29 protein-coding genes are annotated in these 26,938 nt (G+C 57.2%); 16 read left to right on the top strand and 13 right to left on the bottom strand.

Features of this window, described 5'->3' with window-relative positions:
- Positions 1–196: 196 nt before the first annotated feature.
- Complete coding sequence (locus KBP52_RS05460; RefSeq protein WP_212622291.1) at positions 197–1,591, top strand: hypothetical protein; 1,395 nt, start codon at positions 197–199, stop codon at positions 1,589–1,591.
- A gap of 480 nt (positions 1,592–2,071) precedes the next feature.
- Entirely contained in the window at positions 2,072–6,967 is a 4,896-nt protein-coding gene (locus tag KBP52_RS05455; RefSeq protein WP_212622290.1) for an NAD-glutamate dehydrogenase, read from the top strand.
- A gap of 165 nt (positions 6,968–7,132) precedes the next feature.
- Here the strand turns inward: KBP52_RS05455 and KBP52_RS05450 are convergent, their stop codons facing one another.
- The 4 genes from KBP52_RS05450 to KBP52_RS05435 form a co-directional block, all read right to left on the bottom strand.
- Complete coding sequence (locus KBP52_RS05450; RefSeq protein ID WP_212622289.1) at positions 7,133–7,846, bottom strand: ATPase; 714 nt, start codon at positions 7,844–7,846, stop codon at positions 7,133–7,135.
- Between the two features lie 217 nt (positions 7,847–8,063).
- Positions 8,064–8,468: a cupin domain-containing protein gene (locus KBP52_RS05445; protein WP_077573228.1), complete on the bottom strand. Its 405-nt coding sequence runs from the start codon at positions 8,466–8,468 to the stop codon at positions 8,064–8,066.
- A gap of 236 nt (positions 8,469–8,704) precedes the next feature.
- Positions 8,705–8,998: a putative quinol monooxygenase gene (locus tag KBP52_RS05440; RefSeq protein WP_212622288.1), complete on the bottom strand. Its 294-nt coding sequence runs from the start codon at positions 8,996–8,998 to the stop codon at positions 8,705–8,707.
- A gap of 123 nt (positions 8,999–9,121) precedes the next feature.
- Positions 9,122–10,555: a PLP-dependent aminotransferase family protein gene (locus tag KBP52_RS05435; RefSeq protein ID WP_212622287.1), complete on the bottom strand. Its 1,434-nt coding sequence runs from the start codon at positions 10,553–10,555 to the stop codon at positions 9,122–9,124.
- Positions 10,556–10,864: 309 nt separating this feature from the next.
- Between KBP52_RS05435 and KBP52_RS05430 the strand changes: the two genes are divergently transcribed.
- A complete protein-coding gene (locus tag KBP52_RS05430) occupies positions 10,865–11,305 on the top strand; it encodes a carboxymuconolactone decarboxylase family protein (protein WP_016984408.1) in 441 nt (146 codons plus the stop codon).
- A gap of 137 nt (positions 11,306–11,442) precedes the next feature.
- Here KBP52_RS05430 and KBP52_RS05425 read toward each other — a convergent pair whose 3' ends face one another.
- Positions 11,443–11,757, bottom strand: coding sequence for a hypothetical protein (locus tag KBP52_RS05425; protein WP_077573225.1), 315 nt, complete (start codon positions 11,755–11,757; stop codon positions 11,443–11,445).
- A 207-nt stretch (positions 11,758–11,964) separates the two neighbouring features.
- Between KBP52_RS05425 and KBP52_RS05420 the strand changes: the two genes are divergently transcribed.
- Genes KBP52_RS05420 through KBP52_RS05410 form a run of 3 tightly spaced genes read left to right on the top strand, consistent with a single transcriptional unit; the run spans position 11,965 to position 14,148 of the window.
- A complete protein-coding gene (locus KBP52_RS05420) occupies positions 11,965–12,630 on the top strand; it encodes a secretin and TonB N-terminal domain-containing protein (RefSeq protein ID WP_212623108.1) in 666 nt (221 codons plus the stop codon).
- Entirely contained in the window at positions 12,627–13,178 is a 552-nt protein-coding gene (locus KBP52_RS05415; RefSeq protein ID WP_134173619.1) for an RNA polymerase sigma factor, read from the top strand. The genes KBP52_RS05420 and KBP52_RS05415 overlap by 4 nt, the downstream gene beginning before the upstream one ends.
- Before the next feature lie 31 nt (positions 13,179–13,209).
- Positions 13,210–14,148: a DUF4880 domain-containing protein gene (locus KBP52_RS05410; protein WP_212622286.1), complete on the top strand. Its 939-nt coding sequence runs from the start codon at positions 13,210–13,212 to the stop codon at positions 14,146–14,148.
- An 843-nt stretch (positions 14,149–14,991) separates the two neighbouring features.
- Here KBP52_RS05410 and KBP52_RS05405 read toward each other — a convergent pair.
- The gene (locus KBP52_RS05405) at positions 14,992–15,600 is read right to left on the bottom strand and encodes a prepilin-type N-terminal cleavage/methylation domain-containing protein (RefSeq protein WP_212622285.1); all 609 of its coding nucleotides are present in this window, start codon (positions 15,598–15,600) and stop codon (positions 14,992–14,994) included.
- Positions 15,597–16,043, bottom strand: a complete 447-nt coding sequence (gene gspH / locus KBP52_RS05400) for a type II secretion system minor pseudopilin GspH (protein ID WP_008087980.1) — start codon at positions 16,041–16,043, stop codon at positions 15,597–15,599. The genes KBP52_RS05405 and gspH overlap by 4 nt, the downstream gene beginning before the upstream one ends.
- A 120-nt stretch (positions 16,044–16,163) precedes the next feature.
- Between gspH and KBP52_RS05395 the strand changes: the two genes are divergently transcribed.
- Positions 16,164–16,595: a type II secretion system protein N gene (locus KBP52_RS05395; RefSeq protein WP_212622284.1), complete on the top strand. Its 432-nt coding sequence runs from the start codon at positions 16,164–16,166 to the stop codon at positions 16,593–16,595.
- Between the two features lie 204 nt (positions 16,596–16,799).
- On the opposite strand, the gene KBP52_RS05390 is transcribed toward KBP52_RS05395, so the two are convergent.
- Positions 16,800–17,078 carry a hypothetical protein gene (locus tag KBP52_RS05390; protein ID WP_212622283.1) on the bottom strand — a complete coding sequence of 93 codons (279 nt, stop codon included), beginning with the start codon at positions 17,076–17,078 and terminating at the stop codon, positions 16,800–16,802.
- A 2-nt stretch (positions 17,079–17,080) separates the two neighbouring features.
- On the opposite strand from KBP52_RS05390, the gene KBP52_RS05385 reads away from it, so the two are divergent.
- The 5 genes from KBP52_RS05385 (at position 17,081) to KBP52_RS05365 (ending at position 20,286) form a co-directional block, all read left to right on the top strand.
- Positions 17,081–17,698: a hypothetical protein gene (locus KBP52_RS05385; RefSeq protein ID WP_212623181.1), complete on the top strand. Its 618-nt coding sequence runs from the start codon at positions 17,081–17,083 to the stop codon at positions 17,696–17,698.
- Between the two features lie 10 nt (positions 17,699–17,708).
- Complete coding sequence (locus KBP52_RS05380) at positions 17,709–18,209, top strand: PAAR domain-containing protein (RefSeq protein ID WP_249122262.1); 501 nt, start codon at positions 17,709–17,711, stop codon at positions 18,207–18,209.
- 28 nt (positions 18,210–18,237) lie between these two features.
- A complete protein-coding gene (locus KBP52_RS05375) occupies positions 18,238–18,990 on the top strand; it encodes a hypothetical protein (protein WP_212622281.1) in 753 nt (250 codons plus the stop codon).
- On the top strand, positions 18,991–19,413 hold the full coding sequence (locus KBP52_RS05370) for a DUF4952 domain-containing protein (protein WP_160039611.1): 423 nt from the start codon (positions 18,991–18,993) through the stop codon (positions 19,411–19,413).
- Positions 19,414–19,926: 513 nt separating this feature from the next.
- Positions 19,927–20,286 carry a hypothetical protein gene (locus tag KBP52_RS05365; RefSeq protein ID WP_212622280.1) on the top strand — a complete coding sequence of 120 codons (360 nt, stop codon included), beginning with the start codon at positions 19,927–19,929 and terminating at the stop codon, positions 20,284–20,286.
- A gap of 157 nt (positions 20,287–20,443) precedes the next feature.
- Here KBP52_RS05365 and KBP52_RS05360 read toward each other — a convergent pair whose 3' ends face one another.
- Together KBP52_RS05360 and KBP52_RS05355 are read right to left on the bottom strand one after the other, a co-directional pair.
- Positions 20,444–20,833, bottom strand: coding sequence for a hypothetical protein (locus KBP52_RS05360; RefSeq protein ID WP_212622279.1), 390 nt, complete (start codon positions 20,831–20,833; stop codon positions 20,444–20,446).
- Between the two features lie 130 nt (positions 20,834–20,963).
- The gene (locus tag KBP52_RS05355) at positions 20,964–21,305 is read right to left on the bottom strand and encodes a hypothetical protein (RefSeq protein ID WP_249122261.1); all 342 of its coding nucleotides are present in this window, start codon (positions 21,303–21,305) and stop codon (positions 20,964–20,966) included.
- 592 nt (positions 21,306–21,897) lie between these two features.
- On the opposite strand from KBP52_RS05355, the gene KBP52_RS05350 reads away from it, so the two are divergent.
- Entirely contained in the window at positions 21,898–22,257 is a 360-nt protein-coding gene (locus KBP52_RS05350) for a hypothetical protein (RefSeq protein WP_212622278.1), read from the top strand.
- 239 nt (positions 22,258–22,496) lie between these two features.
- Positions 22,497–23,000 (top strand): hypothetical protein, encoded by a 504-nt coding sequence (locus KBP52_RS05345; RefSeq protein WP_212622277.1) that lies wholly within the window; start codon positions 22,497–22,499, stop codon positions 22,998–23,000.
- A 201-nt stretch (positions 23,001–23,201) separates the two neighbouring features.
- On the opposite strand, the gene KBP52_RS05340 is transcribed toward KBP52_RS05345, so the two are convergent.
- Positions 23,202–23,684 (bottom strand): GNAT family N-acetyltransferase, encoded by a 483-nt coding sequence (locus KBP52_RS05340; RefSeq protein WP_212622276.1) that lies wholly within the window; start codon positions 23,682–23,684, stop codon positions 23,202–23,204.
- A gap of 540 nt (positions 23,685–24,224) precedes the next feature.
- Between KBP52_RS05340 and KBP52_RS05335 the strand changes: the two genes are divergently transcribed.
- Complete coding sequence (locus KBP52_RS05335) at positions 24,225–24,584, top strand: hypothetical protein (protein WP_034155636.1); 360 nt, start codon at positions 24,225–24,227, stop codon at positions 24,582–24,584.
- Between the two features lie 175 nt (positions 24,585–24,759).
- Here the strand turns inward: KBP52_RS05335 and KBP52_RS05330 are convergent, their stop codons facing one another.
- A complete protein-coding gene (locus tag KBP52_RS05330) occupies positions 24,760–25,701 on the bottom strand; it encodes an aromatic alcohol reductase (RefSeq protein WP_212622275.1) in 942 nt (313 codons plus the stop codon).
- Positions 25,702–25,797: 96 nt separating this feature from the next.
- Between KBP52_RS05330 and KBP52_RS05325 the strand changes: the two genes are divergently transcribed.
- Positions 25,798–26,256: a helix-turn-helix domain-containing protein gene (locus tag KBP52_RS05325; protein ID WP_077573217.1), complete on the top strand. Its 459-nt coding sequence runs from the start codon at positions 25,798–25,800 to the stop codon at positions 26,254–26,256.
- A gap of 111 nt (positions 26,257–26,367) precedes the next feature.
- On the opposite strand, the gene KBP52_RS05320 is transcribed toward KBP52_RS05325, so the two are convergent.
- Positions 26,368–26,937 carry a LemA family protein gene (locus tag KBP52_RS05320; RefSeq protein WP_212622274.1) on the bottom strand — a complete coding sequence of 190 codons (570 nt, stop codon included), beginning with the start codon at positions 26,935–26,937 and terminating at the stop codon, positions 26,368–26,370.
- Between the last annotated feature and the right edge of the window lies 1 nt (position 26,938).

Raw genomic sequence — 26,938 nt, 5'->3', positions numbered from 1 at the left:
CGCCGGGGCGTGCTCTTAAGGATGTTTCGTCTAAGCGGGTACGAAATATCCGACGGCCTCGTAGGGTTTTTGAAAAGCCGATAGATGGCGTGAGTTAGAGGTGTTTTCGCTTGTTTTGAAGGCTTTTTACCGTCAGATTTTGCTGCTCGAGCGCAAGGGAGTGCGATGGACGACATGAAAAAAAGGATCTCTTTTGATGAAGCAGTATTTCGAATGGGCGCAAGAAATCCGGCATCTGTCCGAGGAACAGGTTGAAGCGCTTTACCAGCGCTATCTCAACGGCGAGAAAACCGCAGACTTGATCGCCGAATACAAGCTCGCGGACACGGTACGCAGTGTGCTGAAAGTACTGCCGCCGATTGTCAGCGCCGACCTGAGATGCCCGTATTGCGATTTGCCGATGTGGATGCGCCGGCCCGCCCGGGGGGCGCCGGTTTCCCTGCGCAGCGCTTACAAATGTGTGAATTGCGAGCATCAATACTTCACCGCCGGTTTTGGCTCGCGACGCAACGTGTGTGGTTGTGATGCCTGTGTCCGACTGCGCAAACAGCAAATCGCCGATCAGGCCGAACGTGACCGCAGTGATTTAGCCATGCGTTACGGCACACCACGCCCACCGGTGCCCTTTACCAGTCTTGGATTCCAGCAAAAACTTGCTCTGCTGGCATTACTGGATGACGGCGGCCAAGGCGCAGGCGAACGCATTGCCGCGCTTGATGCTGAACTCAGAGGAGAAAAGCTCACGTCCACTGACACTTTCAGTGAAGAGCTGGTGAAAGGCCTGCACGAGGCGGGCGCCTTGCAGGTCGATACGGCATCGGACATTCGAGCGTTCAATCGGGCCGACGATTTCAGCATCAGCACTTATTCGACCATTTACTGGCGAGCCAACGTCGCGCTGGACGAAGGCGTGCGCTGCACGCGCGATACGCTCTATCTGGCGCTGTACGAAGAGTTGTCCGGGCCTGTGCTGCCAGGGTGGAAGCGTGAGTTGTACGCATTGATCTTCAGGCTCGCGCGGGAGGAGTCGATTCAATACGTTCACCTGTTGGCCAATCAGGTCGGTATGGCGTTCACCGCCGAAGCCCGCGCCGACTCGGTGATCGGCACTTTGCTGCAGAATTTCTCGGTCAGCCAGATCTACTACTTCGCCAGAGTGGCGGTGAAAAGTGCCGCGCACTTCTATGCTACCGGCAACTCCAAGGGCCGCACCCACGCCTCCAACACGATTCCGCGCAACATGCAGAGCACTGCGCAACTCGCCTTGGCGGAGAACTGGCGCAAGGACAGCTACCGCGATTCGCGCGTGCCGCAGCCGGCCATGACCCGCCTGCTTTACGACGTCGTGCTCAAGGACAGTGGTGGCGGCTTTTCCAAGTCGCCGGGGCTGTTCTGGCGAGACGAGTTTGTGCCTCGGTTTCTCACGGGCTCGCCGATCGCCGCGCCGCAATTCGACCATCCGCAGCTGTTCTGCCGCGAGTGCGACTCCAGCAACATCGACGCCAGCATGGATAAATTGACTCTGCAGATGCAGTGCTACGACTGCGCCACCGTGAGCAAATTTCGCGCTTACGAAGAGTTGCCCGACTGATCCGCGTCAACCGCTGGCGCTGAACCCGATGCCACGCTCAAGGTCGATAGAACGGCCTTGGGCGTTTTCGTTTCTGGATATGTAGAGGAAAAAGGTCTGCATCTGGCACGAATGTCCCGTAAATACGGGCATGCAACCCGGCGTTTTGCGCCACGACTGCTAGTGTTTACCGTTGCCAAAGCCCTTGTTTACGTGCCAATGACCGAATATGTCGCAGCACCGCAAGCAGACACATTGTCGCACCCTTTAAGCTGCGCAACGGATGAGCACCCGTAAAGGCATTGTCGGCACCGCTGGCAGTCGCTTTTGCAGATGCTCATTCAATGGAAGGTGAATGTGACCTGAGTGTCCCGTCCAGCTTCACCCACCTGTCCCCCTGTTTCCTCTGCCCGAGAATCAGGAACAGGGCGACACAAGCCCCGAAAGGGGTGTTGCACGCGACGCTTTCCATCAATAACAAGCTTAAGCGGAGTACCACAGATGGCGTTCTTCACCGCAGCCAGCAAAGCCGACTTCCAGCACCAACTGCAAGCGGCACTGGCGCAGCACATCAGTGAACAGGCACTGCCACAAGTGGCGCTGTTCGCTGAACAATTCTTCGGCATCATTTCTCTGGACGAGCTGACTCAACGTCGCCTCTCCGACCTCGCTGGCTGTACTCTTTCCGCGTGGCGCCTGCTTGAGCGCTTCGATCACGCGCAACCGCAAGTGCGCGTCTACAACCCCGATTACGAGCGTCATGGCTGGCAGTCGACCCACACCGCGGTCGAAGTCCTGCACCACGACCTGCCATTTCTGGTCGACTCGGTTCGTACCGAACTGAACCGTCGCGGCTACAGCATCCACACCCTGCAAACCACCGTGCTCAGCGTGCGTCGTGGCAGCAAGGGCGAGTTGCTGGAAATCCTGCCGAAAGGCACCCAGGGCGACGACATTCTGCAAGAGTCGTTGATGTACCTGGAAATCGACCGCTGCGCCAACGCGGCCGAACTGAATGTGCTGAGCAAAGAGCTGGAACAGGTTCTCGGTGAAGTCCGCGTCGCGGTCGCCGATTTCGAGCCGATGAAAGCCAAGGTGCAGGAAATCCTCACCAAACTCGACAACAGCGCGTTTGCCGTTGATGCCGACGAAAAGAACGAAATCAAAAGCTTCCTGGAATGGCTGGTGGGCAACCACTTCACCTTCCTCGGCTACGAAGAATTCGTGGTCACCGATCAGGCCGATGGCGGCCATATCGAGTACGACCAGAACTCCTTCCTCGGCCTGACCAAACTGCTGCGCACCGGCCTGACCTACGAAGACCTGCGCATCGAAGACTACGCCGTTGCTTACCTGCGCGAACCGACCCTGCTGTCGTTCGCCAAGGCTGCGCATCCAAGCCGCGTGCACCGTCCGGCGTATCCGGATTACGTGTCGATCCGTGAAATCGACGCCGACGGCAAAGTCATCAAGGAACACCGCTTCATGGGCCTGTACACCTCCTCGGTGTATGGCGAGAGCGTGCGGGTCATCCCGTTCATCCGCCGCAAGGTCGAAGAAATCGAAACGCGCTCCGGCTTCCAGTCCAAGGCTCACCTGGGCAAGGAACTGGCGCAGGTGCTCGAAGTACTGCCGCGTGATGATCTGTTCCAGACCCCGGTCGACGAACTGTTCACCACGGTGATGTCGATCGTGCAGATCCAGGAACGCAACAAGATCCGCGTGTTCCTGCGCAAAGACCCGTACGGTCGTTTCTGCTACTGCCTGGCCTACGTGCCGCGCGACATCTATTCCACCGAAGTCCGCCAGAAGATCCAGCAAGTGTTGATGGAGCGCCTCAAGGCTTCCGATTGCGAATTCTGGACGTTCTTCTCTGAGTCGGTGCTGGCCCGCGTGCAGTTGATCCTGCGTGTCGACCCGAAAAACCGTCTCGACATCGACCCGGTGCTGCTGGAAAAAGAAGTGGTTCAGGCCTGCCGCAGCTGGCAGGACGACTACGCCGCACTGACCGTCGAAAGCTTCGGCGAAGCCCACGGCACCAACGTGCTGGCCGACTTCCCGAAAGGCTTCCCGGCCGGCTACCGCGAGCGTTTCGCAGCGCATTCGGCCGTAGTCGACATGCAGCACCTGCTGAGCCTCAACGAAAAAAATCCGTTGGTGATGAGCTTCTATCAGCCGCTCGGTCAGGTCTCCGGCCAGCGCGAGCTGCATTGCAAGCTGTACCACGCCGACACGCCGCTGGCGCTGTCCGACGTCTTGCCGATTCTGGAAAACCTCGGCCTGCGCGTGCTGGGTGAATTCCCGTACCGTCTGCGTCACACCAATGGCCGCGAGTTCTGGATTCACGATTTCGCGTTCACTGCCGCTGAAGGCCTCGACCTCGACATCCAGCAACTCAACGACACCCTGCAGGACGCCTTCGTCCACATCGTTCGCGGCGACGCCGAAAACGATGCGTTCAACCGTCTGGTACTGACCGCCGGTCTGCCGTGGCGCGACGTTGCGCTGCTGCGTGCTTACGCGCGTTACCTGAAGCAGATTCGTCTGGGCTTCGACCTGGGTTACATCGCCAGCACCCTGAACAACCACACCGACATCGCTCGCGAGCTGACCCGGTTGTTCAAGACCCGCTTCTATCTGGCGCGCAAACTCAGCGACGACGATCTGGAAGACAAGCAACTGCGTCTGGAACAAGCGATTCTGACCGCACTGGACGACGTTCAGGTGCTCAACGAAGACCGCATCCTGCGTCGTTACCTCGACCTGATCAAAGCCACCCTGCGGACCAACTTCTATCAGACTGACGCCAACGGCCAGAACAAGTCGTACTTCAGCTTCAAGTTCAACCCGCACGCGATCCCTGAACTGCCGAAGCCAGTGCCGAAGTTCGAAATCTTCGTCTACTCGCCACGCGTTGAAGGCGTGCACCTGCGCTTCGGTAACGTCGCTCGTGGTGGTCTGCGCTGGTCCGACCGTGAAGAAGACTTCCGTACCGAAGTCCTCGGCTTGGTTAAAGCTCAACAAGTGAAGAACTCGGTCATCGTGCCAGTGGGTGCGAAGGGCGGCTTCCTGCCGCGTCGTCTGCCACTGGGCGGCAGCCGTGACGAGATCGCGGCCGAGGGCATCGCCTGCTACCGCATCTTCATTTCCGGTCTGTTGGACATCACCGACAACCTGAAAGACGGCGCGCTGGTACCGCCATTGAACGTGGTTCGCCACGACGATGACGACCCGTACCTGGTAGTAGCAGCGGACAAGGGCACTGCGACCTTCTCCGACATCGCCAACGGCATCGCCATCGACTACGGCTTCTGGCTGGGTGACGCGTTTGCGTCCGGTGGTTCGGCCGGTTACGACCACAAGAAAATGGGCATCACCGCCAAAGGCGCGTGGGTTGGCGTACAACGTCACTTCCGCGAGCGCGGCATCAATGTTCAGGAAGACAGCATCACTGTTGTCGGCGTCGGCGACATGGCCGGTGACGTGTTCGGTAACGGCCTGTTGATGTCCGACAAGCTGCAACTGGTCGCGGCCTTCAACCACCTGCACATCTTCATCGACCCGAACCCGAACCCGGCGACCAGCTTCGTCGAGCGTCAGCGCATGTTCGACCTGCCGCGTTCGGCCTGGACCGACTACGACACCAGTATCATGTCCGAAGGTGGCGGTATCTTCTCGCGCAGCGCGAAGAGCATCGCGATCTCCCCGCAGATGCAGGAACGCTTCGACATCAAGGCTGACAAACTGACCCCGACCGAACTGCTGAACGCCTTGCTCAAAGCACCGGTGGATCTGCTGTGGAACGGCGGCATCGGTACTTACGTCAAGGCCAGCACTGAAAGCCACGCCGATGTCGGCGACAAGGCCAACGATGCACTGCGCGTCAACGGCAACGAGCTGCGCTGCAAAGTCGTGGGCGAGGGCGGTAACCTCGGCATGACCCAACTGGGTCGTGTGGAATTCGGTCTGAATGGCGGCGGTTCCAACACCGACTTCATCGACAACGCCGGTGGCGTGGACTGCTCCGACCACGAAGTAAACATCAAGATCCTGCTGAACGAAGTGGTTCAGGCCGGTGACATGACCGACAAGCAACGCAACCAGTTGCTGGCGAGCATGACCGACGAAGTCGGCAATCTGGTGCTGGGCAACAACTACAAGCAGACTCAGGCCCTGTCCCTGGCAGCGCGTCGTGCTTATGCGCGCATCGCTGAGTACAAGCGTCTGATGGGTGATCTGGAAGGCCGTGGCAAGCTGGACCGTGCCATCGAGTTCCTGCCGACTGAAGAACAGATCAACGAGCGTATTGCTGAAGGCCACGGTTTGACCCGTCCTGAGCTGTCGGTACTGATCTCCTACAGCAAAATCGACCTCAAAGAGCAGCTGTTGGGCTCCTTGGTGCCGGACGACGATTACCTGACCCGCGACATGGAAACGGCGTTCCCGCCGACCCTGGTCAGCAAGTTCTCCGAAGCCATGCGTCGTCACCGTCTGAAGCGCGAGATCGTCAGCACCCAGATCGCCAACGATCTGGTCAACCACATGGGCATCACCTTCGTTCAACGACTCAAAGAGTCGACCGGCATGAGCCCGGCGAACGTCGCTGGCGCTTATGTGATTGTGCGCGACATCTTCCACCTCCCGCACTGGTTCCGTCAGATCGAAGCGCTGGACTACCAGGTCAGCGCTGACGTGCAGCTGGAGCTGATGGACGAACTGATGCGTTTGGGTCGCCGTGCCACGCGCTGGTTCCTGCGTGCCCGTCGCAACGAGCAAAACGCTGCCCGTGACGTCGCGCATTTCGGTCCGCACCTGAAAGAGCTGGGCCTGAAACTCGACGAACTGCTGAGCGGCGAAATCCGTGAAAACTGGCAGGCGCGTTATCAGGCGTACGTCGAAGCCGGTGTACCGGAATTGCTGGCGCGTATGGTTGCGGGCACCTCGCACCTGTACACGCTGCTGCCGATCATCGAAGCGTCCGACGTGACTGGCCAAAACCCTGCCGAAGTAGCCAAGGCTTACTTCGCCGTGGGCAGTGCGCTGGACATCACCTGGTACCTGCAACAGATCAGCGCGCTGCCGGTTGAAAACAACTGGCAGGCCCTGGCCCGTGAAGCGTTCCGTGACGATGTCGACTGGCAGCAACGTGCGATCACCATCTCCGTCCTGCAACAGGGCGACGGCACGCTGGACGTGGAAGCACGTCTGGCGCTGTGGATGGAACAGCACGAAAGCATGATCTCGCGCTGGCGCGCCATGCTGGTGGAAATCCGTGCTGCGAGCGGCACGGACTACGCCATGTATGCCGTGGCCAACCGTGAGCTGCTGGATCTGGCGTTGAGCGGGCAAGCGGTAGTGCCTGCTGTTGCTGCGAATGCCGAGCTTGAACTGGCGTAAGTAGTGGTGGAATGAGAAAGCCCCGGTGTCGTGAGATGCCGGGGCTTTTTTATGTCTGAGGTTTTTTTGGTGCCTGATGCGGCGCCATCGCGAGCAGGCTCACTCCTACAAGGGGTACGCATTCCAACTGTAGGAGTGAGCCTGCTCGCGATGGCGCCCTTTATATCAATACAACTTCTGACCTTGTTTGCTATCCAGCATCGACACTTTGTCCGCCGGTCTGGCCACTAAATTGTTGAGCGACTGGTCAAACTTCTGCAGCGCCCTAACTTGCACATCCTGCTGCTGGTTAATATCCGCCACAATCTCTTCCGAACCCTTGAAGTCCGCCCACACCGGTGTCAGTTCTCTCGCCTCTGAACCTTTCGCCGTACCGATATAGTTCAACTGCGCATCATAAAAGTCGGCACTGACGTCCGCTTTGATGTCGGAACTACGCGAAGTGATCAACTGACTGTGGGTATCGACAATCGCCACCACATCAGGCCTGGCCGCACGCAGGCTTTGCATGTCCGGATACACCGTCACTGAATCGAACTGACGTTGCAGCGAGGCGTTAACCCATTCCACCGCCATGTCCGGTTTCGAGCTGGCGACGTAGGCGTCATGGATCGGCTGTACCAGCAGGCTCTGGCCGAAACCGGTGCCGGCGTTGGCTTGATAGTCGCGCAGGTATTCGCGGTTGGTCTGGGTGCTTGGGCTGTAGATCACACCGAGCGACACGCCGGGACCGCTTTTTACCTGGGTGATGCTGCTGCGGCCGGTGGGATGGGGGAGCAGGGTGTCCAGTGAGGAAACGGCTTGGGGCGCGGTGGGTACCGAACAGGCTGACAGAGCTAAAACCGATATCGCCAGTACACTGGTGAACGCAAGTTTCATGGTGTTTCTCCCGTGAAACAACATCAGTCGGAAAGTTTGAAATGCCGTCGGCGACGACAGTTAATTCAGACTAAACCCGCCAAGCTGACAATTTGCTGTAATAAAAGCTGAGCAATAGTCTGATTCGCTTTAACCCTTAATCACTAATTGCCCCGGGAAATAAAAAGGCGCCAATTGTCGATTTGCGCCCGTTTATTTATGGCTGGTTAAATAGCCATCAGTTTTTCAACGGGATCAACACTTGTTCATCCGGGGCCAGCACCATGAACACCAGCAACTTCGCAGGTTTGCTTTGGCTGGCATTTTTCGACACCAGATGCTCGGAGCCGGCTGGTTCGTACCAGAACTGGCCCTTCTTGTAGGTAATCGGTTGTTCACCTTTGACCTGGGAAATCACTTCGCCTTCGAGCACATAGGCCATCGCGGTGCCGTCGTGTTTATGGGCGATGGAGGACTGGCCGGGTTTGTAGTCGACTTCGATCATCATGGCTTTTTTGCCGGGGGCGTTTTTCAGCATCTGGTCTTGCAGGACGGTGACTTTTTCCGAGGGATCGTGGGCGAAGGCGGCCGAGGTGCAAAGGCTCAAGGCTAGGGCGGCGGCGAAGAAGGGCAGGGTTTTCATGGCGGGTTACCTGTGATGATTGGGGGTGCAATCACAGTAGTCCGCAGGGGTAAGCATTCAAACGGCCAATATTCGGGAAGATTGGGTGACCAATTGGCGGTGTTTCAGAAAGGTTGTCGGTGCGGCTGAATACGCCTTCGCGAGCAGGCTCGCTCCCACAGGTTCTGCGGTTGCTCACCTATTTTGTGAACAACAAATAACCCTGTGGGAGCGAGCTTGCTCGCGAAGGGGCCAGATCAGACGATAGGGAAACTATTGAAATCAACGCTATTGGCCAACCGACTATCGATCAGGTCAATAAACCCCTGCGCTTCGGGCCGGTTGAAATGCGCCTGCATCGCCGCTTCCGACTGCCAGCGGGCACTGACCGTCCAGCGGTGGCTGTTCTCGGGGCAGCGGTCGACCAGGTAGGAATCGCAGCCCGGCGTTTCGCGCAGGGTTTCGACGATCTTCTGCAGTTGCCTGCCCAGTTCATCCGAGCGGCCGGCCGCAGCCTGCACCTCGACCGTATTGATCACTTCGTTGGACATTGCTCACACTCCTGAATCAGGCCGGACGAATCCTGCTCATTGAGGGATAACGCCTGTGCAGGATAGGCCTGCACCCCCGGAACACCAATAACCAATCGGCGGTTAAATCTTCAGGCCAATCGCTCAGGCGACCTGCTGGAGGATGTCGCGCAGGCGATCCAGCGCAATGTCGATGTCGAGGGTTTCGATGGCGCCGAAGCCGAAGTACAGGCCGTTTTTCGTGGGCTGTTGATGATAGAAACCATTGATCGAGTACAGCCCGACTTCGACTTTTTTTGCCAGTTCGATCACCAGCGGCAAGTCGATCGGCACCTTGCAGAACACCGCCATATGAAACCCGGCACTGGCCGGCACAGCCTCAAGCCATGGCGACAAATCATCCGCCATGCGCGCCAGAATCCGCTCGCGGCGTTGGGCGTAGATCGCATGACATCGGCGGATATGTTTGAGCAGGCAACCCTCGGCGATGAACTTGGCCAACGCCCATTGCGGCAGGGTCGAAGCGTGCAGATCGGTCAGTTGCTTGGCGCGGATCACCGCTTCGAGAATGGCCGGCGGCAGAATTGCATAACCCAGACGCAGCTCCGGCAGCAGGGTTTTCGAGAACGTCCCGACGTAGGCGACGATGCCGCGCTGGTCGAGGTTGTACAGCGAATCGGTCGGCCGACCTTCGTAGCGAAACTCACTGTCATAGTCGTCCTCGATGATGATCGCGCCCAGTTCATGAGCGCGGGCCAGTAGGGCTTCGCGGCGCGCCTGACTCATCGGCATGCCCAGCGGGAACTGGTGCGAAGGCGTGACATAGATGAGGCGCGTCCCATCGGGAATGTGCTCAACCTGAATGCCCTCGGCATCCACCGGAATCCCGACCACCTCGGCCCCATGGGTGCCGAACAGCAGACGCGCCGGCGGATAACCGGGATCTTCCATCGCCACCAGACTGCCCGGGCGGATCAGCACGCGGGCGATCAGGTCCAGCGCCTGTTGCGCGCCGTTGCATACGACGATGTCTTCGTCCTGACAATTCACCCCACGGGAAAACGCGATGTGCCGGGCAATCGCATTGCGCAGCGCCGGCAGGCCTTCGGCGACACTGTAGAAACCCTTGGACTGGCTCATCTGGCGCATCGCATGGGCGACGCAGCGGCGCCAGTCATCCTGCGGAAACTGGCCCTTGCTGGTGGCGCCACCGATAAAGTCATAACGCAGCGAGCCTTCCAGCGTCGGGTGGCGCAGAAACACCGGCAGATTGCGCCAGCTCTCGATCACTTCGGCACTGGCCAGTTCGCTGTGGCTTTGCTTGCGCTGGATCTGCGCCGGACGCGCGTTGACGTAGGTGCCTTTGCCGATCACTCCGGTGAGGAAGTTTTCGTAGGTCAGCTGCGCGTAGGTGTCGGAAATGGTCTTGCGCGAGATGCCCAGTTGCTCGGCGAGCAGGCGGCTGGGTGGCAGTTGCGTGCCGGCGGCCAGGCGCCCGGATTCAATGGCGCCGCGCAGTTGCTGATACAACTGACCGGCAAGATCCTTGCGGCCGTTGATCACGACGTGAAGTTCCATACCGACGAGGCTCCCAGGGCTATTTGCGTGCCCGCCAGATTACCGCTGAAGCGTGATCCACAATAGTTGCCTACCCGAAAAACCCGAAATTGGCCCCAATCCCCTGTAGGAGTGAGCCTGCTCGCGAATGCGGTGTGTCATTCAAAAATTGGCTGACTGACCTGACGCCTTCGCGAGCAGGCTCGCTCCCACAGGGGATCTGCGCAGGGCAGGAGGCAGTGGTGTAGCGATTTTCCGTGCAATTGGGGCTGTAATGCGCCGCTGTCGGCGTTTACGGTGAAGTCATTATTCCGTCCACCGAGAACCGCTATGTCCCCGCGCCTGGATTACTACAACGCTTCGCCCAAGGCGATGAAAGCGATGATTGCCATGGAGGCGCTGACCGCCAACCTCAGCATCGAACAGCCGCTGCTGCAATTGATCCGGATCCGCGCCTCGCAGCTCAATGGCTGCGCGTTCTGCACCGACATGCATTCGGTCGATGCGCGGAGGGCGGGGGAGAGTGATCGGCGCTTGTATGCGATCGCGGTGTGGCGTGACAGCAACTTCTTCAACCCGCGTGAGCGTGCGGCGCTGGCTTGGGCCGAGGCGGTGACACTGTTAGCTGACAGCCGCGTGCCCGATGAGGTTTATCAGCAGGCCCGCGAGCAATTCAGCGAAGGCGAACTGGTCGATCTGACCATGGCCGTGACCACCATCAACAGTTGGAATCGCCTCGCAGTAAGCTTCCGCCAAACCCCAAGCGATTGAGCCCCCGATGATCGTTGATCGTTCCCACGCTCCGCGTGGGAATGCAGCCCGGGACGCTCCGCGTCCCCTCCAGAGCCGAACGCAGAGCGTCCGTTGAGGCATTCCCACGCGGAGCGTGGGAACGATCAAGATCAAAATCATTGCGGTGGGCGTTGTGGTTTCACCGAGGTGCCAAAGGTATTGCCCATCCGCGTGCTGGTCGCCGCCGGTGTCGCGAGGCCGACCTGATTCGGCGGCCGCTTATTCACCGGCACATTCAGCGCCTCCTGATTCTTCTCCGCCGCCGCAGCACCTTCCGGGTTGTTACCCATCTGCTGGCTCAAACAGTCGTAATTCGGCGCCTTGTAACCGCCGACCGTCACCTCGACACAGCCCAACGGTTCCTCGGCATAAGCGCTCGACAGCGCCATCAACAACAGCCCGCCAAGGCTCAATCGCCACAGTGTGTTCATGCTCGCCTCCTGGCCGGCCCGACGGGGCCGCGCTTTGGCTTGAGTCTAGTGCAAGCCGTGCGCAATTCCCGTGATGGTTTTTTTGCACCGCCCGTCACACCAGATTCATAAACAGCCCTCAGGATGACGATTTCCAAGGATTCGTCAGCCGTGCAGCGAGGCAATTCCACGGACGGTTTTCAGCGTTCAACGAGGCTTGTGCGCCGGATGTGTCTGGGGTGGCTGCTTGGCTGTGCGGCGGGCCACGCCATGGCCGACGCGGTGCCGGCGGACTTGCGCATGACGCTGCACATTCCGGCACAGGATCTGGCGCACGCGCTGGATCAGTACAGCCACGCCACTGGCGTTGCGGTGCTGGTCGACAGTCAGTTGAGTCGCGGCCGACGTTCGCTCGCGGTGGACGGCGAATACACCGCCGCCGATGCCCTGCGTCGATTGCTCGGCGGCAGCGGTTTGATGGCGCGGTATGCCCGCGACGATGCGTTTACCTTGCAAGTGGCGCAGGTCGAACACGTACCGGCGCCGCCACAAAAACAGACGCCGGAAAGCGTCGCGGTCAACCGCAGTTACGCCACGGCGGTGCAGGCGGCGATCGAACGCAACCTGTGCCGCTCGCCGCTGACGCGGCCGGGCAGTTATCGCGCGGTGTTGCAGGTCTGGGTTGGCCGCGACGGCTTGGTGCAGCACAACCGGTTGGTCACTTCGACCGGAGATGTACGGCGCGACAACGCGCTGGTGGAAAGCTTTCGCAATCTCAAGATCGACCGGCCGACGCCCAGCGCCTTGCGTCAGCCGGTCACGTTGCTGTTGTTACCGGAGTCGTCAGGGAAACGCATGGAATGCACCAAATGGGAAGGAGTTTCCGGGGGATGAAAGACACCGGACAAGGTTCGATGGTCCAACTGTTCCTGACGTCCTACGAGGACTTTCGGGTGCGCCTGCGCCGGCGTCTCGGTTCGGAAGATCTGGCCAACGATGTGCTGCACGAAACCTACCTGCGGGTCGACCGCATGGAGACGCCGCCGAACGTCCTGCGGCCGAATGCCTACCTCTATCGCATGGCCCTGAACATCGCCGCCGACCGCCGTCAGGCCGATGCGCGCCTGCTCACCGGCGAGGAAGTCGAGGAGCTGCTGCAAATCGGCGACGAAGCCCTCGATCCCGCGCGAGTAGTGGGCGGGCAAAAGGAAATCCAGACACTGCTCAGTGCGTTGTACGAGCTGCCCGCACGGCGCCGGAAGATCTTCATCGCGGCGCGTCTGGAGGAGGCGCCGCACCTGGAAATCTCGCAGCGTTTCGGCATTTCCACGCGCATGGTCGAGAAGGAAATCAAAGCTGCGTTGGGCTTTTGTGCCGCGAAACTGGAAAGAAAAGTGTTTCAGCGGTTCGGTCGCGGGGCCGGAAAACCGTCTTCTGAATAGTGCCCGATCAATTCGTTGAGAATCTGCGCGTTTGAACATCTTTCGACTGACACCTGCCGAGCCATCGGCGGCCGATATTCTGCACAGCGAAGCCCGCGACTGGCTGGTCCTGCTGACCTCCGGCCGCGCCACCGTGGCCGACGCCCGCGCCCTGCGCGAATGGTGCGCGCAGAGTGCCGAACATGCCCGCGCGTTCGAAGATGCCAAGCGGTTGTGGCAACAACTGCAACCGGCCATGGAGCAAATGCAGGCGCCGCGTGGGTTTGGCCGTCGTGCCTTTCTCGGTGGGGCGATTGCTGCGTCGGCGGCGTTTTTGCTGGTGCGCGGGACGATTCCTGGTGGTTTTGAAGGGCTGGGTGCTGACTACATAACTGAGGTTGGCCAGCAGCGCCGATTTGAACCGGCGCAGGGTGTGAGCCTGGAGCTGAATACTCAGACGCGGATTAATCAGCGTGCAGTGTCTGAGGGTGTGCAGGGGTTTGAGCTGGTCAGTGGCGAAGTCGAAGTGCAGACCGCGCGGTTGCCGTTGGCGATGCAGGCTGGAGGAGGGTGGTTGCGCGCCAGTCAGGGGCGTTTCAACCTGCGTAATACCGATCAACAAGTCTGTGTGACTTGTCTCGATGGTGCGGTTGAAGTGGATGTTGAAGGTCGCAGCGTGCGCCTCGAACCGGGCCAGCAAGTCACCTACGACGCACGGCAAGTCGGCAGCGTACAAAGCGTCGACACAGCCGCCGTGATGAACTGGCGCCAACAAGTGCTGGTGTTCAACGGCGCAACCCTCAGCCAGATGATCGACGAGATCAACCGGTATCGGCCGGGGATGTTGTTGCTGCTTAATCGTGAGCTTGGGCAGCGGCGGGTGCAGGCGCGCTTTAGCCTTGATCAACTTGCTGGCGTTGCATTGCTGATTCGCGATGCTTATGGCGTCAAATGCACCGAGCTGCCTGGTGGTGTCGTTGTTTTGAGCTAGTGGGTTTTATTGGGTACATATCCGTTGCTGCGGTAACGGCGGCTTAGGGTTCCGCCCTTACGGCGGGTCACTTTTGACAAACGCCTCAAAAGTAACCAAAAACGCTTGCTCCTACGTCCGGCCCGCTCGCTGGGGCTCGGGGTTCCTTCGCTCCGGGATCCATCCGGGCGCATCGCCTACGGTTTGCTTCGCTGCACCTCCTCTCGATGCATTTGGCTGCGCCAAACGGTCGCTGCGCTCCCACCCCCGGATGAATCCCTCCACTCAGCCTTCCGACGTCGCCCGTGGATCAAGATCAAAAGCTGCAGCCGAGCTAACGCTCATCCTGTTGAGTGGGGCGGCTTTGCCGCTTGGGTTGTACGCAGATTAAAAACTGTGGGAGCGAGCCTGCTCGCGAAGACGGCCTCACATCCAACCAATCCCCAACTGACCTCACCCAATCCCACTGTAGGAGTGAGCCTGCTCGCGATGACGGCCTCACAGCCAACCAACCCCCAACTGACTACCCCCCAATCCAATTGTAGGAGTGAGCCTGCTCGCGATGACGACCTCACAGCCAACCAACCTCAAACTGACTACCCCCAATCCAATTGTGGGAGCGAGCTTGCTCGCGATGACGGCCCAACAGCCAACCACCCCCCAACTGACTACCCCCAATCCAATTGTAGGAGTGAGCCTGCTCGCGATGACGACCTCACAGCCAACCAACCTCCAACTGACTACCCCCAATCCAATTGTGGGAGCGAGCCTGCTCGCGAAAGCGATCCATCAGTAACAACCATGTTGACTGACCCACCACGCCCGCGAGCAATCCCCTCCCACATTTGATTCCTGGCCGGCGATCTACTGCAACGGCCCAATCACCTGCCGATACTTCTCCACCCCCTGCGCCGTCCCCCGACTCAAGCGAATCTCCAACCCCAACGGATCCTCCCGCCGATTCCCACTCAACTGCCGCCACCCCTTATCCACCTCCCAAACCCGCACCTGCACATCACTGACATCACTCAAAACAGCAACCCCATTCCCAGGCGCCGGCAACGGATACCGACTCCGCGCCTCAGCCACCGCCCGATACAACGTGTCGCCCTTGACCCACCACCGCACCCGCTGCAAAGCCCCCGGCTGATCCGCCGCCGTGCGAATAATGTCCAGACGAAAACCCTTACTGTCGCTACTGCGCACAGTCAGAGCCGGCGGGGCGCTCGGCGGCTCATCATCCACGCCAACCTTCTTCGGCTCGGTCAACTCAATCCCCGCCCGCATATCCACATCCCGCTGCAACTGATTCAGCGCCCGCAACAAACCGTCACTCTGCTCACTGCTGGCCTGCAAATGACTGTCCGCCCGCGTCACACTGTCCAGCCCCCGCCAGGCAATCAAACTCACCACCGCCATCAGCAAAATCGCGACCATCACCTCAATCAACGTAAACCCTTGCTGGCGCTTCATTGCAGGCTGATCCTTCCACTGCCATCACGCAGCACACTCAAGCGATTCAAGCCATCCGACAACGTCAATTGCAGCGGCGGATTGATCCACTCAGCGTTCAGCACAACCCTCTGTTTCGGCTCCACCCGCACCTCCATCTTCGGACTCTGCCAGGCACGCGGCCGCAACTGCGGATCCTGCGCGAAATGATCAAACCCCTTGCCACTGTCACTGCGCCGACTAAACCGAAACCCCTTGGCATCACTCACCCACACAATCGGCCGGCCATCGGCGCGCGCCTCAGCCTGCGCCACCTGAAGCAACTGCGCCACCCGCTCGGCATCCTTGCGCAGCAACTGCAAAGGATCGGGCTTGATACTCAAGCTGATCGCCGCACTGGCGATGCCAATGATCACCAGCACCACCATCAACTCGATCAGCGTAAAACCCTGTTGCCTGTTCATCGCGCGCGCGCTCCTTTGCGTCCTGCGCCATCGTGCACGGCCAACATGTAAGGCGTGTGAAATAAAACGGAGAGAATTGCCGCGTAGGCTGACAGCAGGGATAAAAAGGAGATTCAACCCATGACCTTCACCGCACGCGTTTCCCCACCCCAAATGGCCCAGGCCCTCGCGCTGCTCGCCGCGCTGGTCGGCGTGGCGACATGGTCGTCGCTGCTACTGACCTCCGCCGAATCACACACCCCGGCAGCCGCCCCGCAGTTGCTGGCGGCGCGCAGTGATAGCCCGGCATTGCAGTGGTTTTCCAATCAAACGGCGCCGATGGACATCAAGGTGAGCGGGGTGATGGCGGGGAGTCGGGGGGCGGTGGCGATACTGAGTTTGAACGATGGGCCGCCGAGGAGTTTTTTGCAGGGGGAGAAGGTGGGGCCTGGGGTGAGGTTGGTGGCGGTGGAGGGGGATGGGGTGGTGATTGAGCAGGGTGGGGAGAGGGTGCGGTTGGGGGTTGAGAGGTTGGTGGAGGGGGTGGTGTTGCCGAGGTTGGTGAGGCCGTGATTTGCGGGGTTGAAGGCACCTATTTGTTGTCTCAGCTGTGGTGGTGCGGTCTGGATTGCCGGGAGTGTGCTTGGTTGCCTTTGGCTAGAGGATGTCTGTCGTGAATGCCCTCTTTCGGCCGAGGGTGAAGGTATAAACCTGTAGTGTAAGCAGGAAGTGCCGCACCCCAAGAAGTACACGCACTTCGGCGGAAGCTGCCTTTCACTACAGGTAGCTCTTGTCCGATATCTGCAGAAAATCAGAATGCCGCAGGAGCATCGTTGGAAACGGAATGTCAGTAGACTTACCATCGACAAACTTATCCTTATCTGACAATCTGAATAAAATATGTAGCAGCAAGATTTCATCGACGTCTGGGGCGCGGGGGCGCGTGGCTAAGACCCCCAGACGTATTGGCAGCATTTTTATATTGATCTCAATAGACTGAGTCAATTCGCCGTTTTGCCTTTCATCTTGAGGCACTTGGATGTTATTCAGGAGCATGGATGCAGTCCTCTACGTTCAAATCTTCAATCCGCCTTTATGGCTTGACCAGACGAAATACACATGGTCAGTACCATGACGTGAGCTGTACAACTACCACCACCGGTGTCTCTGTAGTTCGGGTATTTGTCTCGCGACTTGACGCAGAGATCGCGGCGCAAAACTCCGATCTCGAAGCACATCCTCTCTCCGATTTTTTCTATCCTGGCCTTCTGGCTGAACAGCAAGGCGGGTTGAACCTTCATATCTGCTTGGGTTTTGCCGCCAACAATGGTCACCTCTCGATTCAAAACAAACAACTCGTTCCCATGGGATGGTTTACCTACATCGATGTGCGCAGTTGGAGCGATGAGCATTATGTGCATTGGGGCGATGAGCTTCCCGGTTTACTGGGCAGAACTTATAGCCTCTTGAAACTCGCCGACTACAACACGTTCCTCAACAGCCTGGATGGCGCCCCCACAAAAGAAATGCATTGGCACGCGAGTGAAGCCATACGCGTGATGCCAACCAATGACGTCGAAACAAGCAGTTGGGATCAAATTTCACTATTCGATCCAGACGATTGCCGGTGGTGCTTTGGAAGCACGGCCAGCTCTTATCAAACCCACCTCAATTAAGGAGGTTCATATGAGTGGTAAACCTGCAGCCCGTGTTACTGACGCTACAGATTGCCCGATGCCGGGTCATGGCACGAACCCTATAACCAGCGGCTCTCCAGACGTTTTTTTTGACGGCTTGAGCGCAGCCAGGCAAACGGACACAACAGCCTGTGGAAGCCAGATTTCGGACAACGTCATTACCAGCGTGCTGATCAATGGCAAGCCGGCGGTCGTTACTGGAAGTTTAGGGAGCCATGGGAACGTAGTCGTGGGTGGATCTGGCACCATCATCATTGGTAACACCGGAGGCGGAGCGTCCTTTACTCCGATTATTCCGATATCGTTCGGCTTCGATGAGCAATTCACCCTGCTCGATACGGAAGGTGAGCCCGTAGCAGATTTTGCCTACAAGGTGACCACCGCATCTGGAAAGATTTTCAGAGGCGTAACGAACGAATTGGGGAAAACCCAGCGGATACCGACCTCGGTTGTTGAAGATTTGCATCTGGAACCTGACGACATCGCTTAACGCTTAGCTTCTAAATGGACACTGAAGAATGCCAGTACTTACGAACAATCGAACAAGCTCAAATAATCAGCCAAACAGCAGCCATGCAGTTACTGTTGCTACCAAATACTCGAGACGCCCTAATGACAGCGGCTGGTTAAAAATACGTCAGGAGCCGAGCGGCAAAGATGCTTTTCTTTGTGAATACACAAAAGTCACTATGCTGAAAGAAAAAAATGGCCGCACCTATTTCAAAGTTGCTGACGGCAATAGCTCATGGGTGGGAATAGAGGCCAGCATGGCCACTGAAAATGCGGAAAAATATCTTTCGGATGTTGCTCCAAAAGCGCCCGCCACGATGAATGTCAAATACCACGGCAATCCAGTGTCTACCCGCTCCGAAATCCGAGGCGATACGAACAAACAACAATGGGCAATCGCGAGCTTCGATGGCAAAACCGCCAAAGTGACCTTAAACAGTGTTTGGGGTGGTGAATATACACCGCTTCCGCCGGGTACCCATCGGATTATGGCTCCAGATCAGTCTCATGCCAATATTTCTACAGCCGGTTACAAGGCCGCACACCCAGGAAGAGTACGCTGCAATGACGTCTGGTTCCCGATTGAGGTTGAAGGCACAACAGGGAATAGCAGTCGGTATATTCACATCGGTCATTTGTCAGAAGGCTGCGTGACCTTTTACGAATTACTGAAGTGGAATGATATTTACGACTACTTAATTGATAAGCGCATGAAAGAAGGTAAAGGGAAATACATTGGCAAACTTATCGTGGAGAAATAAATGAACAGACTAATCTCCTTACTTTTTTTGATAAGTTTATCAATGCTTGCCAGCTGCGCGATGGCTAAGCCTCGATGCGATGACTTTCTAGCAAAACTAAGCGACAAGCCTGATTTTGTAGAGTACGTGGAATGCACTCAAAACAATGATGAACAGGGAAAGCCTCTCATTGCTCGGTACCGCGTAAAAGGCTCAGACGCCCTTGAGGCGGAAAAATACATGAACCAGACTTTCAACCTTCCGATGCTCCGGTTTATCTGCTGCGGCTGGGACTCAACATTTTATTCTTATCGCGATAAAAAAACACAGCGATGGTATCTGCTCGGCATGGGCTCCGAGGAGACGCCGGTGAACAAACGTAATTCGTGGTCAGAAATAAAATTCTTCAACATCACTGTATCAATCAATACCGAAGAGATCTGAGCACACTTAGTAAACGGACAGCACCGATGCTCACCTCAGGTAATGTGTCGGTGGGTACATGTTGACGGTTCCTTATGTCTGAACACTCGGGAGATCTGAGGCTGCGAAAGCAAGTTCGGCCGATCGGCTGTACCCCAGTCAGCAATTGGCATTCGATAAACACCAACGTTTAAAAAGACATCTCCAGACACTCTCTCAGGCTACATATCCTTGCGCCTTTGCCTACAGCTACGCCAGAATCCGCCGGCTTGTGGGCTTTATACCTGGTCTATATCGTCTATGGGTCGCTGGCAACCCAGCGACCGGGTTTAGCGACCCGACCAGGTATAAGTACAACGACGCTCCAGTTTGTCGCAGACGTTTGCGACGACGCTATGGTGGCTGTGCGTGGGAGACCTTCGGGTCTGCCGGGTCTTATACCTCTCGGTTCGCTAACCCGCGTACAGCTGCCACCCTTACTTGTTTAGCGACAGGTGTTGGTGGTTCCACCAGGTATAAATATGGAGCTTCACCATGATCAAACCAACACCCAACCCGCCCGAAACCGCCTCGGTTTCCCCCTACGAATCCATCGATTCTAAAAAACTCCACGAAGCCGCCGACCGCGCGCTCAACCATTACCTCTGTCCACCCGGTTCCACGCCGCCTCCACGTAAAAACCGTGGGATGTACGCCGTGACGGCGGACAACAAAACCGAAGAACTGCTGGTCGATGCCAGTGCAACACTCGCTTCGGCCAAAACCATCGCCCAGAACGTCTCCAGCCTGTTGCCGGCATCGCAGCGCCAGGCGCTGGCGGGGATTGCGCAGTTGATCATGCTCGGGGAGTTGGCGGTGAATCGGGCGTTGGATAATTTGCAATTGCCGGAGTGATGCGGGTGTCGGGATCACCTGGTGATTGATCGGGTGTTCATTCTGGCGCTTTCGCGAGCAGGCTCGCTCCCACAGGGTTTTATGCTGATTGCAGATGTTGTGTACAACGCTGAAACCTGTGGGAGCAGTTGATTATTACCGTGCCGTTTTCGTGTGGTTATTGAGGCGCTTCAGGACATTCGCGGGTCCATCGCGTTACCGTCATGTCATTGAATTGCTCTCCGATGGTATCGACGCGTAGGCAGGTTCCTTTCTTCGCGTAGTACAAGATGCAGCGCGAGCTATCAAAAGAGCAGCTATCCAGTTCGAAGAACTTGTGTGCAGCCAACTCCTTCTCCACGCCACTGTATTCATAGCCGTCGTTGGTATGCATCTGCGTCGGCTTCCAGCCTTGTTTGACTAGCTTGGCCCTGGCCGCCACTAAACGCTCACCGACGACGATGCCTGCTGGCCCGTGCTTTTCGCGTGACGCCTGTGAGCCACCGGCAAACGCTGCGCTGATACCCATGCAATAAACTGCGACAAGTACGAGGGTTGAGGCCTTCATTGGACAGTTCCTCCGCAGATTTGTAGGTCGATAAAAAGTCCGGATACTCGGCGTAAGGTTGCGGAGGATAGCGATTCTTCTTGCCTGGACCTTCGGGAAGCGCCGCCCACTTTGTTGTCGATTTCTGGTTTCAATCCTTTTCAGGGCATTTGAAGTTCCAGGAATAAACTTTCATGTCTTTGACTTCTTCGCCGACAGTTCCTACACCTAAACAATCTCCGTTCTTGATGTAGTTGAAGCTGCAGTAACGGGCGCCCTCCGTGCACGACTCGATTTCATTGAAGCCTTTTCTTTGGATGACGTTTTCAACCCCGAACTCACCTGAGTAGGACGGATTCGGCTTCCAGCCATTTTTGATCAAAGCTTTTCGGGCTTTCGAAAATGGCATTCCCTCTTTGATAGGAACGTCTGCTGCGCTAGAAAATAAACTGACGCAACATAAAAGGCTGATGGCTAATATTTTTAGTTTCATTTAACAGTACCGCCAAAAATCTACCGTCCATGTACATTTGCGTCGCACAGAATGCCTGAGGCAAAAGTTGCGCTCAACATTTCCTACAGTCCTTTGATTGACTGATGGTGAGGGGCTTCTGTCGAGTCGCTCGCAATGCCTTTACGTCCCGACTGGGTTTACGCTTTATGCGCGGGAAAAATTGCCGGTAATGGGGCAGATTTGTTTAAGTGGGGAGGTGCCGCAGTAAGGTCTCGATAAACGCCAACGTTTAAAAAGACATCTCCAAACACTCTCCCGGGCTACACATCCTTGCGCCTTTGCCTACAGCTACGCCAGAATCCGCCGGCTTGTGCGCTTTTGGGTCGGATTCTATTGTGGTTCGGTCGCTGACGAATCAGCGATCGGGTTTGGTAGCCCGGCTTAGACTTGGCGCATAGCGTCACCCGATACAGGCCTTTTTGGGGCTGTGTATTTATGGTGGCCATGCGCAGGGCGTCTTCGGGCGCGCCGGTTCTCCAAGTCACCGGTCTACCAACCTTCGTATGGCCACCACCCCTTCGTTTGGTAGCGAAAGATGATGGCTCCTTTTCTATGATTTGGAGATTCACTCATGATCAAACCAACACCCAACCCACCTGAAACCGCCTCGGTTTCTCCCTACGAATCCATCGATTCCAAAAAACTCCACGAAGCCGCCGACCGCGCTCTCGACCATTACCTCTGTCCACCCGGTTTCACGCCGCCCCCACGTAAAAACCGTGGGATGTACGCCGTGACGGCGGACAACAAAACCGAAGAACTGCTGGTCGATGCCAGTGCAACACTCGCTTCGGCCAAAACCATCGCTCAGAACGTCTCCAGCCTGTTGCCGGCATCGCAGCGCCAGGCGCTGGCGGGGATTGCGCAGTTGATCATGCTCGGGGAGTTGGCGGTGAATCGGGCGTTGGATAATTTGCAGTTGCCGGAGTGATGCGGGTGTCGGGCACATCTGGTGATTGATTGGGTGTCCGTTCTGGTGCCTTCGCGAGCGGGCTCACTCCTACGGGGTTTTGGGTTGGTCACGGATAGTGTGTCCGGGCACTGAAATCTGTGGGAGTTGGCTTGACCGCGATGGCGGCCCGACAGCCTAGATTTTGCCTGTAAGCGCAGGGACGCTTGCCCATGCTAAATTTCGTGAAATCAAATAGTTGAAAGTAGAGTTCGAACGCTATGTTGACCCTTCTCAAAGGAGAGAATCAGGGCCTGAAGGTCAAGCCTCGCTGGCCATCCTCTGAAGTACACATTGAAAAAAATGTCTTCCTTAAATTGATTGAAGCCCAGTCGAAGCTTCCCTCGTCAGTTGAACTACTGCTCGTTCGCGGATATGAAAATCAAAGCAGTCAGCTGGGGTTATTCAGGTTCCTGTCGAGGTGGCTGGGCATCCGGTTGTTTTGCGCTTGCTACCCAGGCCGAAAAGATGAAGTGAACGATATATTCGGCTCCAATGGGCATGACGTGGATGGCTCTCATGTGGATGTTTCCATCATTCTGAATGGCAGGAGACTGCGATTTTTGCCGTTGGGCGTATTTACATCGCCGAGCCTTCAACACACCAAGGCAGTTGAACATCTCAGCGTTCTCAAAGTGGTCAAGGCTGCTCTGATGCAGTGCGGCTTCAAGATTCACCGGAACCCGACAGAGAGCATGCAGATACATTGCGACTTTGAAGGGTAGTTGGCTGGTGCTGCTGATGATCTTTTCCGGGAACAGGTAGCGCTTCTACGACCTTTGTAGTCGTTCAATAATTTGAACGACAAGGGGAAAAGGGACTGGGAAGGGGGACGGATTTATTTTTGAAAAATGGATCCGTCCTTTTGAATGCAGATGCCCATCTAACGGTGCAACCTTTGACGGGGGCACTGTATCAAGATCTGTCTAGTCGCCCAAATTAAGGGCATTACCGCTAGCCCGGACATAATAATTATCGAATTCACCGCTTTCGACGAACACGAAGCCATGGCGAGTGTAAAAGCGATTTGAAGCGCTTTCCTTGAGAGCACCCACCTTGATGGGACGCCCGATCTCATCAGCCTCTCTGAAAATCCGAGTAAGCACTTCAGAGCCGATTCCTGCTCCTTGAGCACTGGGTACCAAGTACAAGTGGTCAAGCAGCAGCTCGTTCTGCTGGTCTTTGATTACGACAAAACCGACCAGACCACCTGATACTTCTATGCGGCGTGTGCTGTTAGCGTCGAACCCAGCAAGAAATCGTTCGCGCGCACGATCTGGGTCAAATCTTCCAAGCCGTTCGAGGCTCTCGCGCATGGCCTCAATCCTGATGGCTGCCAGATCTTCCAGGTCGTTATTGGAAGCTGCGCATAAAACGACAGCGGAGTTTTGATCTGCGGAGGCTGGCATGACAAGCACCCTAAACATGGCCGGTCAGTGATTATAGAGAACAGAATCCGCATAACCACTGCGGCCTCGGTTCAATGGAGGCGATGGCTCCCTATCAGTTTCAGGGGGATGTATTCGCCGGACGGTTACATCTGTCGGGGCAAGGAGAGGGATCTGCGGTGGGATCCGAGACGCAATGAGGATTTCGATAAACACCAACGTTTAAAAACATCTCCAGACACTCTCGCAGGCTACACATCCTTGCGCCTTTGCCTACAGCTACGCCAGAATCCGCCGGCTTGTGCGCCTTGGGGGCGGGTTCTATTGTGGTCCGGTCGCTGACGAATCAGCGATCGGATTTGACCGTCCGCCCAACATCAAGGCGCGCCAGCGTTCTGCACGTGTTCAGGCATTGTCTGAAATCATATCGCGGTGGCTGTGCGTGGGACACCTTCGGGTGTGCCGGATTCCTTGATGTCCGGTCGGTCAACCCGCGTACAGCTGCCACCCTGTTTGTTTGACCGCGAACGGTGGCGGCTCCAGTCATCAAGGAGCTTCACCATGATCAAACCAACACCCAACCCGCCCGAAACCGCCTCGGTTTCCCCCTACGAATCCATCGATTCCAGAAAACTCCACGAAGCCGCCGACCGTGCGCTCGACCATTACCTCTGTCCGCCCGGTTCCACGCCACCGCCACGTAAAAATCGTGGGATGTATGCCGTCACCGCCGACAACAAAACCGAAGAACTGCTGGTCGATGCCAGTGCAACACTCGCTTCGGCCAAAACCATCGCCCAGAACGTCTCCAGCCTGTTGCCGGCATCGCAGCGCCATGCGCTGGCGGGGATTGCGCAGTTGATCATGCTCGGGGAGTTGGCGGTGAATCGGGCGTTGGATAATTTGCAATTGCCGGAGTGATGCGGGTGTCGGGGCACTTGGTGATTGATCAGGTGTGAACTCTGGCGCTTTCGCGAGCAGGCTCGCTCCCACTTTTGAGTGTGTTCCAAGGTGGGAACGGGCTGGCTCTTCAGCCGCGATAAATGTCGAGAGACCTACGCGTATCTGTACCTGCGAGTGGGTTGCTTTCTTTGCGTCAATCGACTGCCAGGTTATCCCGAGCCCACTGTTCAGCCGTAGTGACCTGAATCGACTTCTGTTCGTTGAACGTCCCCGCTTTCGGCCACGACACGCCTCTGCCTTGGGCAAATACGGCGCGGTATTTTTTGATGTGGTGAGTGGGGTCTTTTTCCAGTTCCTGCATCAGGTACGGAACCGTCCAGACGTTACGCTTGAACGGCCGCCCCAGCACGCGTTCAAGCAGGCTCGCCACCTGCCCATACGTCACCGTGTCGCCAGACAGGTAGACGATCTCATTGCGAAAGCGCGGTTCGAAGAAAACGATGTCCGCTGTCAGCTTGCCGATGTCCTCCGGTGTCGTGAGCGTCACGCTGGTTTCCAGGCTGCCCAAGGCGTTGACGGTGTGGTTCTCAAAGTCGACGACTTCAAATACTGGCTCGAACAGGAAGCTGGTGAACATGCCGGTCGAGATGATCACCCATTCGGTTTTATCCTGGGCGCGGAGCAACTCGCGCACGTCGAGTTGCGCATCGAACAAATCCTGTGGGCTGCCCCGACCAATCACTTCGAAATCGACGCCGAACTGCCAGGGGAAGTAGCGCTTCACGCCGGACTTTAGCGCTGCTGTGGCCAGTTTCATCGGCGTTTCACGGCCCGCGACCATGCCGGCGCAGCCTATGACGGTGTCGAATGCTGCGAACACTTCGGCCAGTTGATCGATGGAATCTTTAACCAAGTCTGCAGCGACCATCTGGATACCCAGACTGCGCAGTTCATCGACTTCCCGCTTTTTCTCAGGGACTTGCGTGTTGATGGTCGAATCCCTGAGCAGGACGCTGATGGTGCTGCCGGTCGAGCGCTCGGCTACCCGCGCAAGATTGCGCAGCACCGGCAGGCCGAGTTCGCCGGCGCCGAGTACGAGAATGGATTGTGGGGAAGGGTGGGTCGCTTCGGTCATGATGTTTCCTGAGATTCGTCGTCTGTATGATCTGCCGATGCTGGCACGATTGCGCAGCGCTCAGAAGAAGGCACACGCGTGATACCAGGGGGACACATGACCGATGAGGAAACCCTTAGCCAGGCAGAAGCGATCTGCCAGACGCTAAGACGAGACGATGATGGCGTGCGGCGCGAAGTCCTGGCTCACGCCGGTAGCCGCTGGTCACTGGGCATCCTGCATGCCCTGGGTGTGTACGGCACGATGCGTCATGCCGAGATCAAACGGCAAATGACGGGCGTGACTCAGCGCATGTTGACCAAGACTCTGCGTGCACTGGAACGCGATGGTCTGCTGATACGGCGGGAGTTGGATCAAGTGCCGCCCCATGTTGAGTACGAGCTGACGGCGTTGGGGATGGAGTTGTTGGTTCGTATGTCGCCGATTTGGACGTGGGTTGTGGAGCACGTCGATGATTTTCGCGAGGCGCGTCGGGTGTTTGATGGTCAGAGTGGGAAAAAGCCTTCGTGGCAGGTTCCGGTCGTGGGGCTGGTTGATTCAGAAGGGGCTGATTGAACGCTCGTGTCATTGAATGGTTCGCGCCCCAGAAATCAGCGGCGAATCTATTCAAGAAGGCAGGTGATCGACCACCACCCTCACGGGTGATGGTTGATTGCTTAACGCAGGTTAGATATTCGGGGTGTAAGAGAAACTCTGCGAAGCTTCGGTATCGGTGAATGGCGTAACGCGAGTTTTCTTGTTGAACAGGCCATTGACGACCGAGCCGGGGAACATTTCGACGGTGTTGTTGAACAGTTCGACGTTGCGGTTGTAGATGGTGATGGCCGCGCCGACGTTCTCTTGTTGTTCGGCAATTTCACGCATCATGTTGTTTGCCGCTTCTGATGCTTTCAGGTCAGGGTAGGCCTCGAAAGCGATGCGCAAGCCACCCATCAGCTCTCTAGAGGCGGTTTCAACTTTCGTGAGGGCATGGCCGTCCGCTCCAGCAGGCAGGGCGTGGACTGCGCTGCGCAGGCCGGTGATTTTTTCGAGGAGGCTGGCCTCAAAGACCATGAAGTCGGCGAGCACCTTTTGAAGCTGATCGAGCACCTTGGTCTTCTGGCGTTCGTAAACGAGGACGTCCGACCAGGCACGTTGTACTGCGTTGTGTCCCCCGATGATGTCGTTGTAGATGCCCAAGCCCACTAAGATGATGATGACGGCGATCACAGCGGAGAGGATGAGTGCAATGTCCATG

It is taken from the genome of Pseudomonas sp. SCA2728.1_7, from assembly GCF_018138145.1.
Classification (GTDB): domain Bacteria; phylum Pseudomonadota; class Gammaproteobacteria; order Pseudomonadales; family Pseudomonadaceae; genus Aquipseudomonas; species Aquipseudomonas koreensis_A.
The sequence above is the reverse complement of the archived record's forward strand: the minus strand, read 5'-3'. Positions and strand labels throughout refer to the sequence as shown.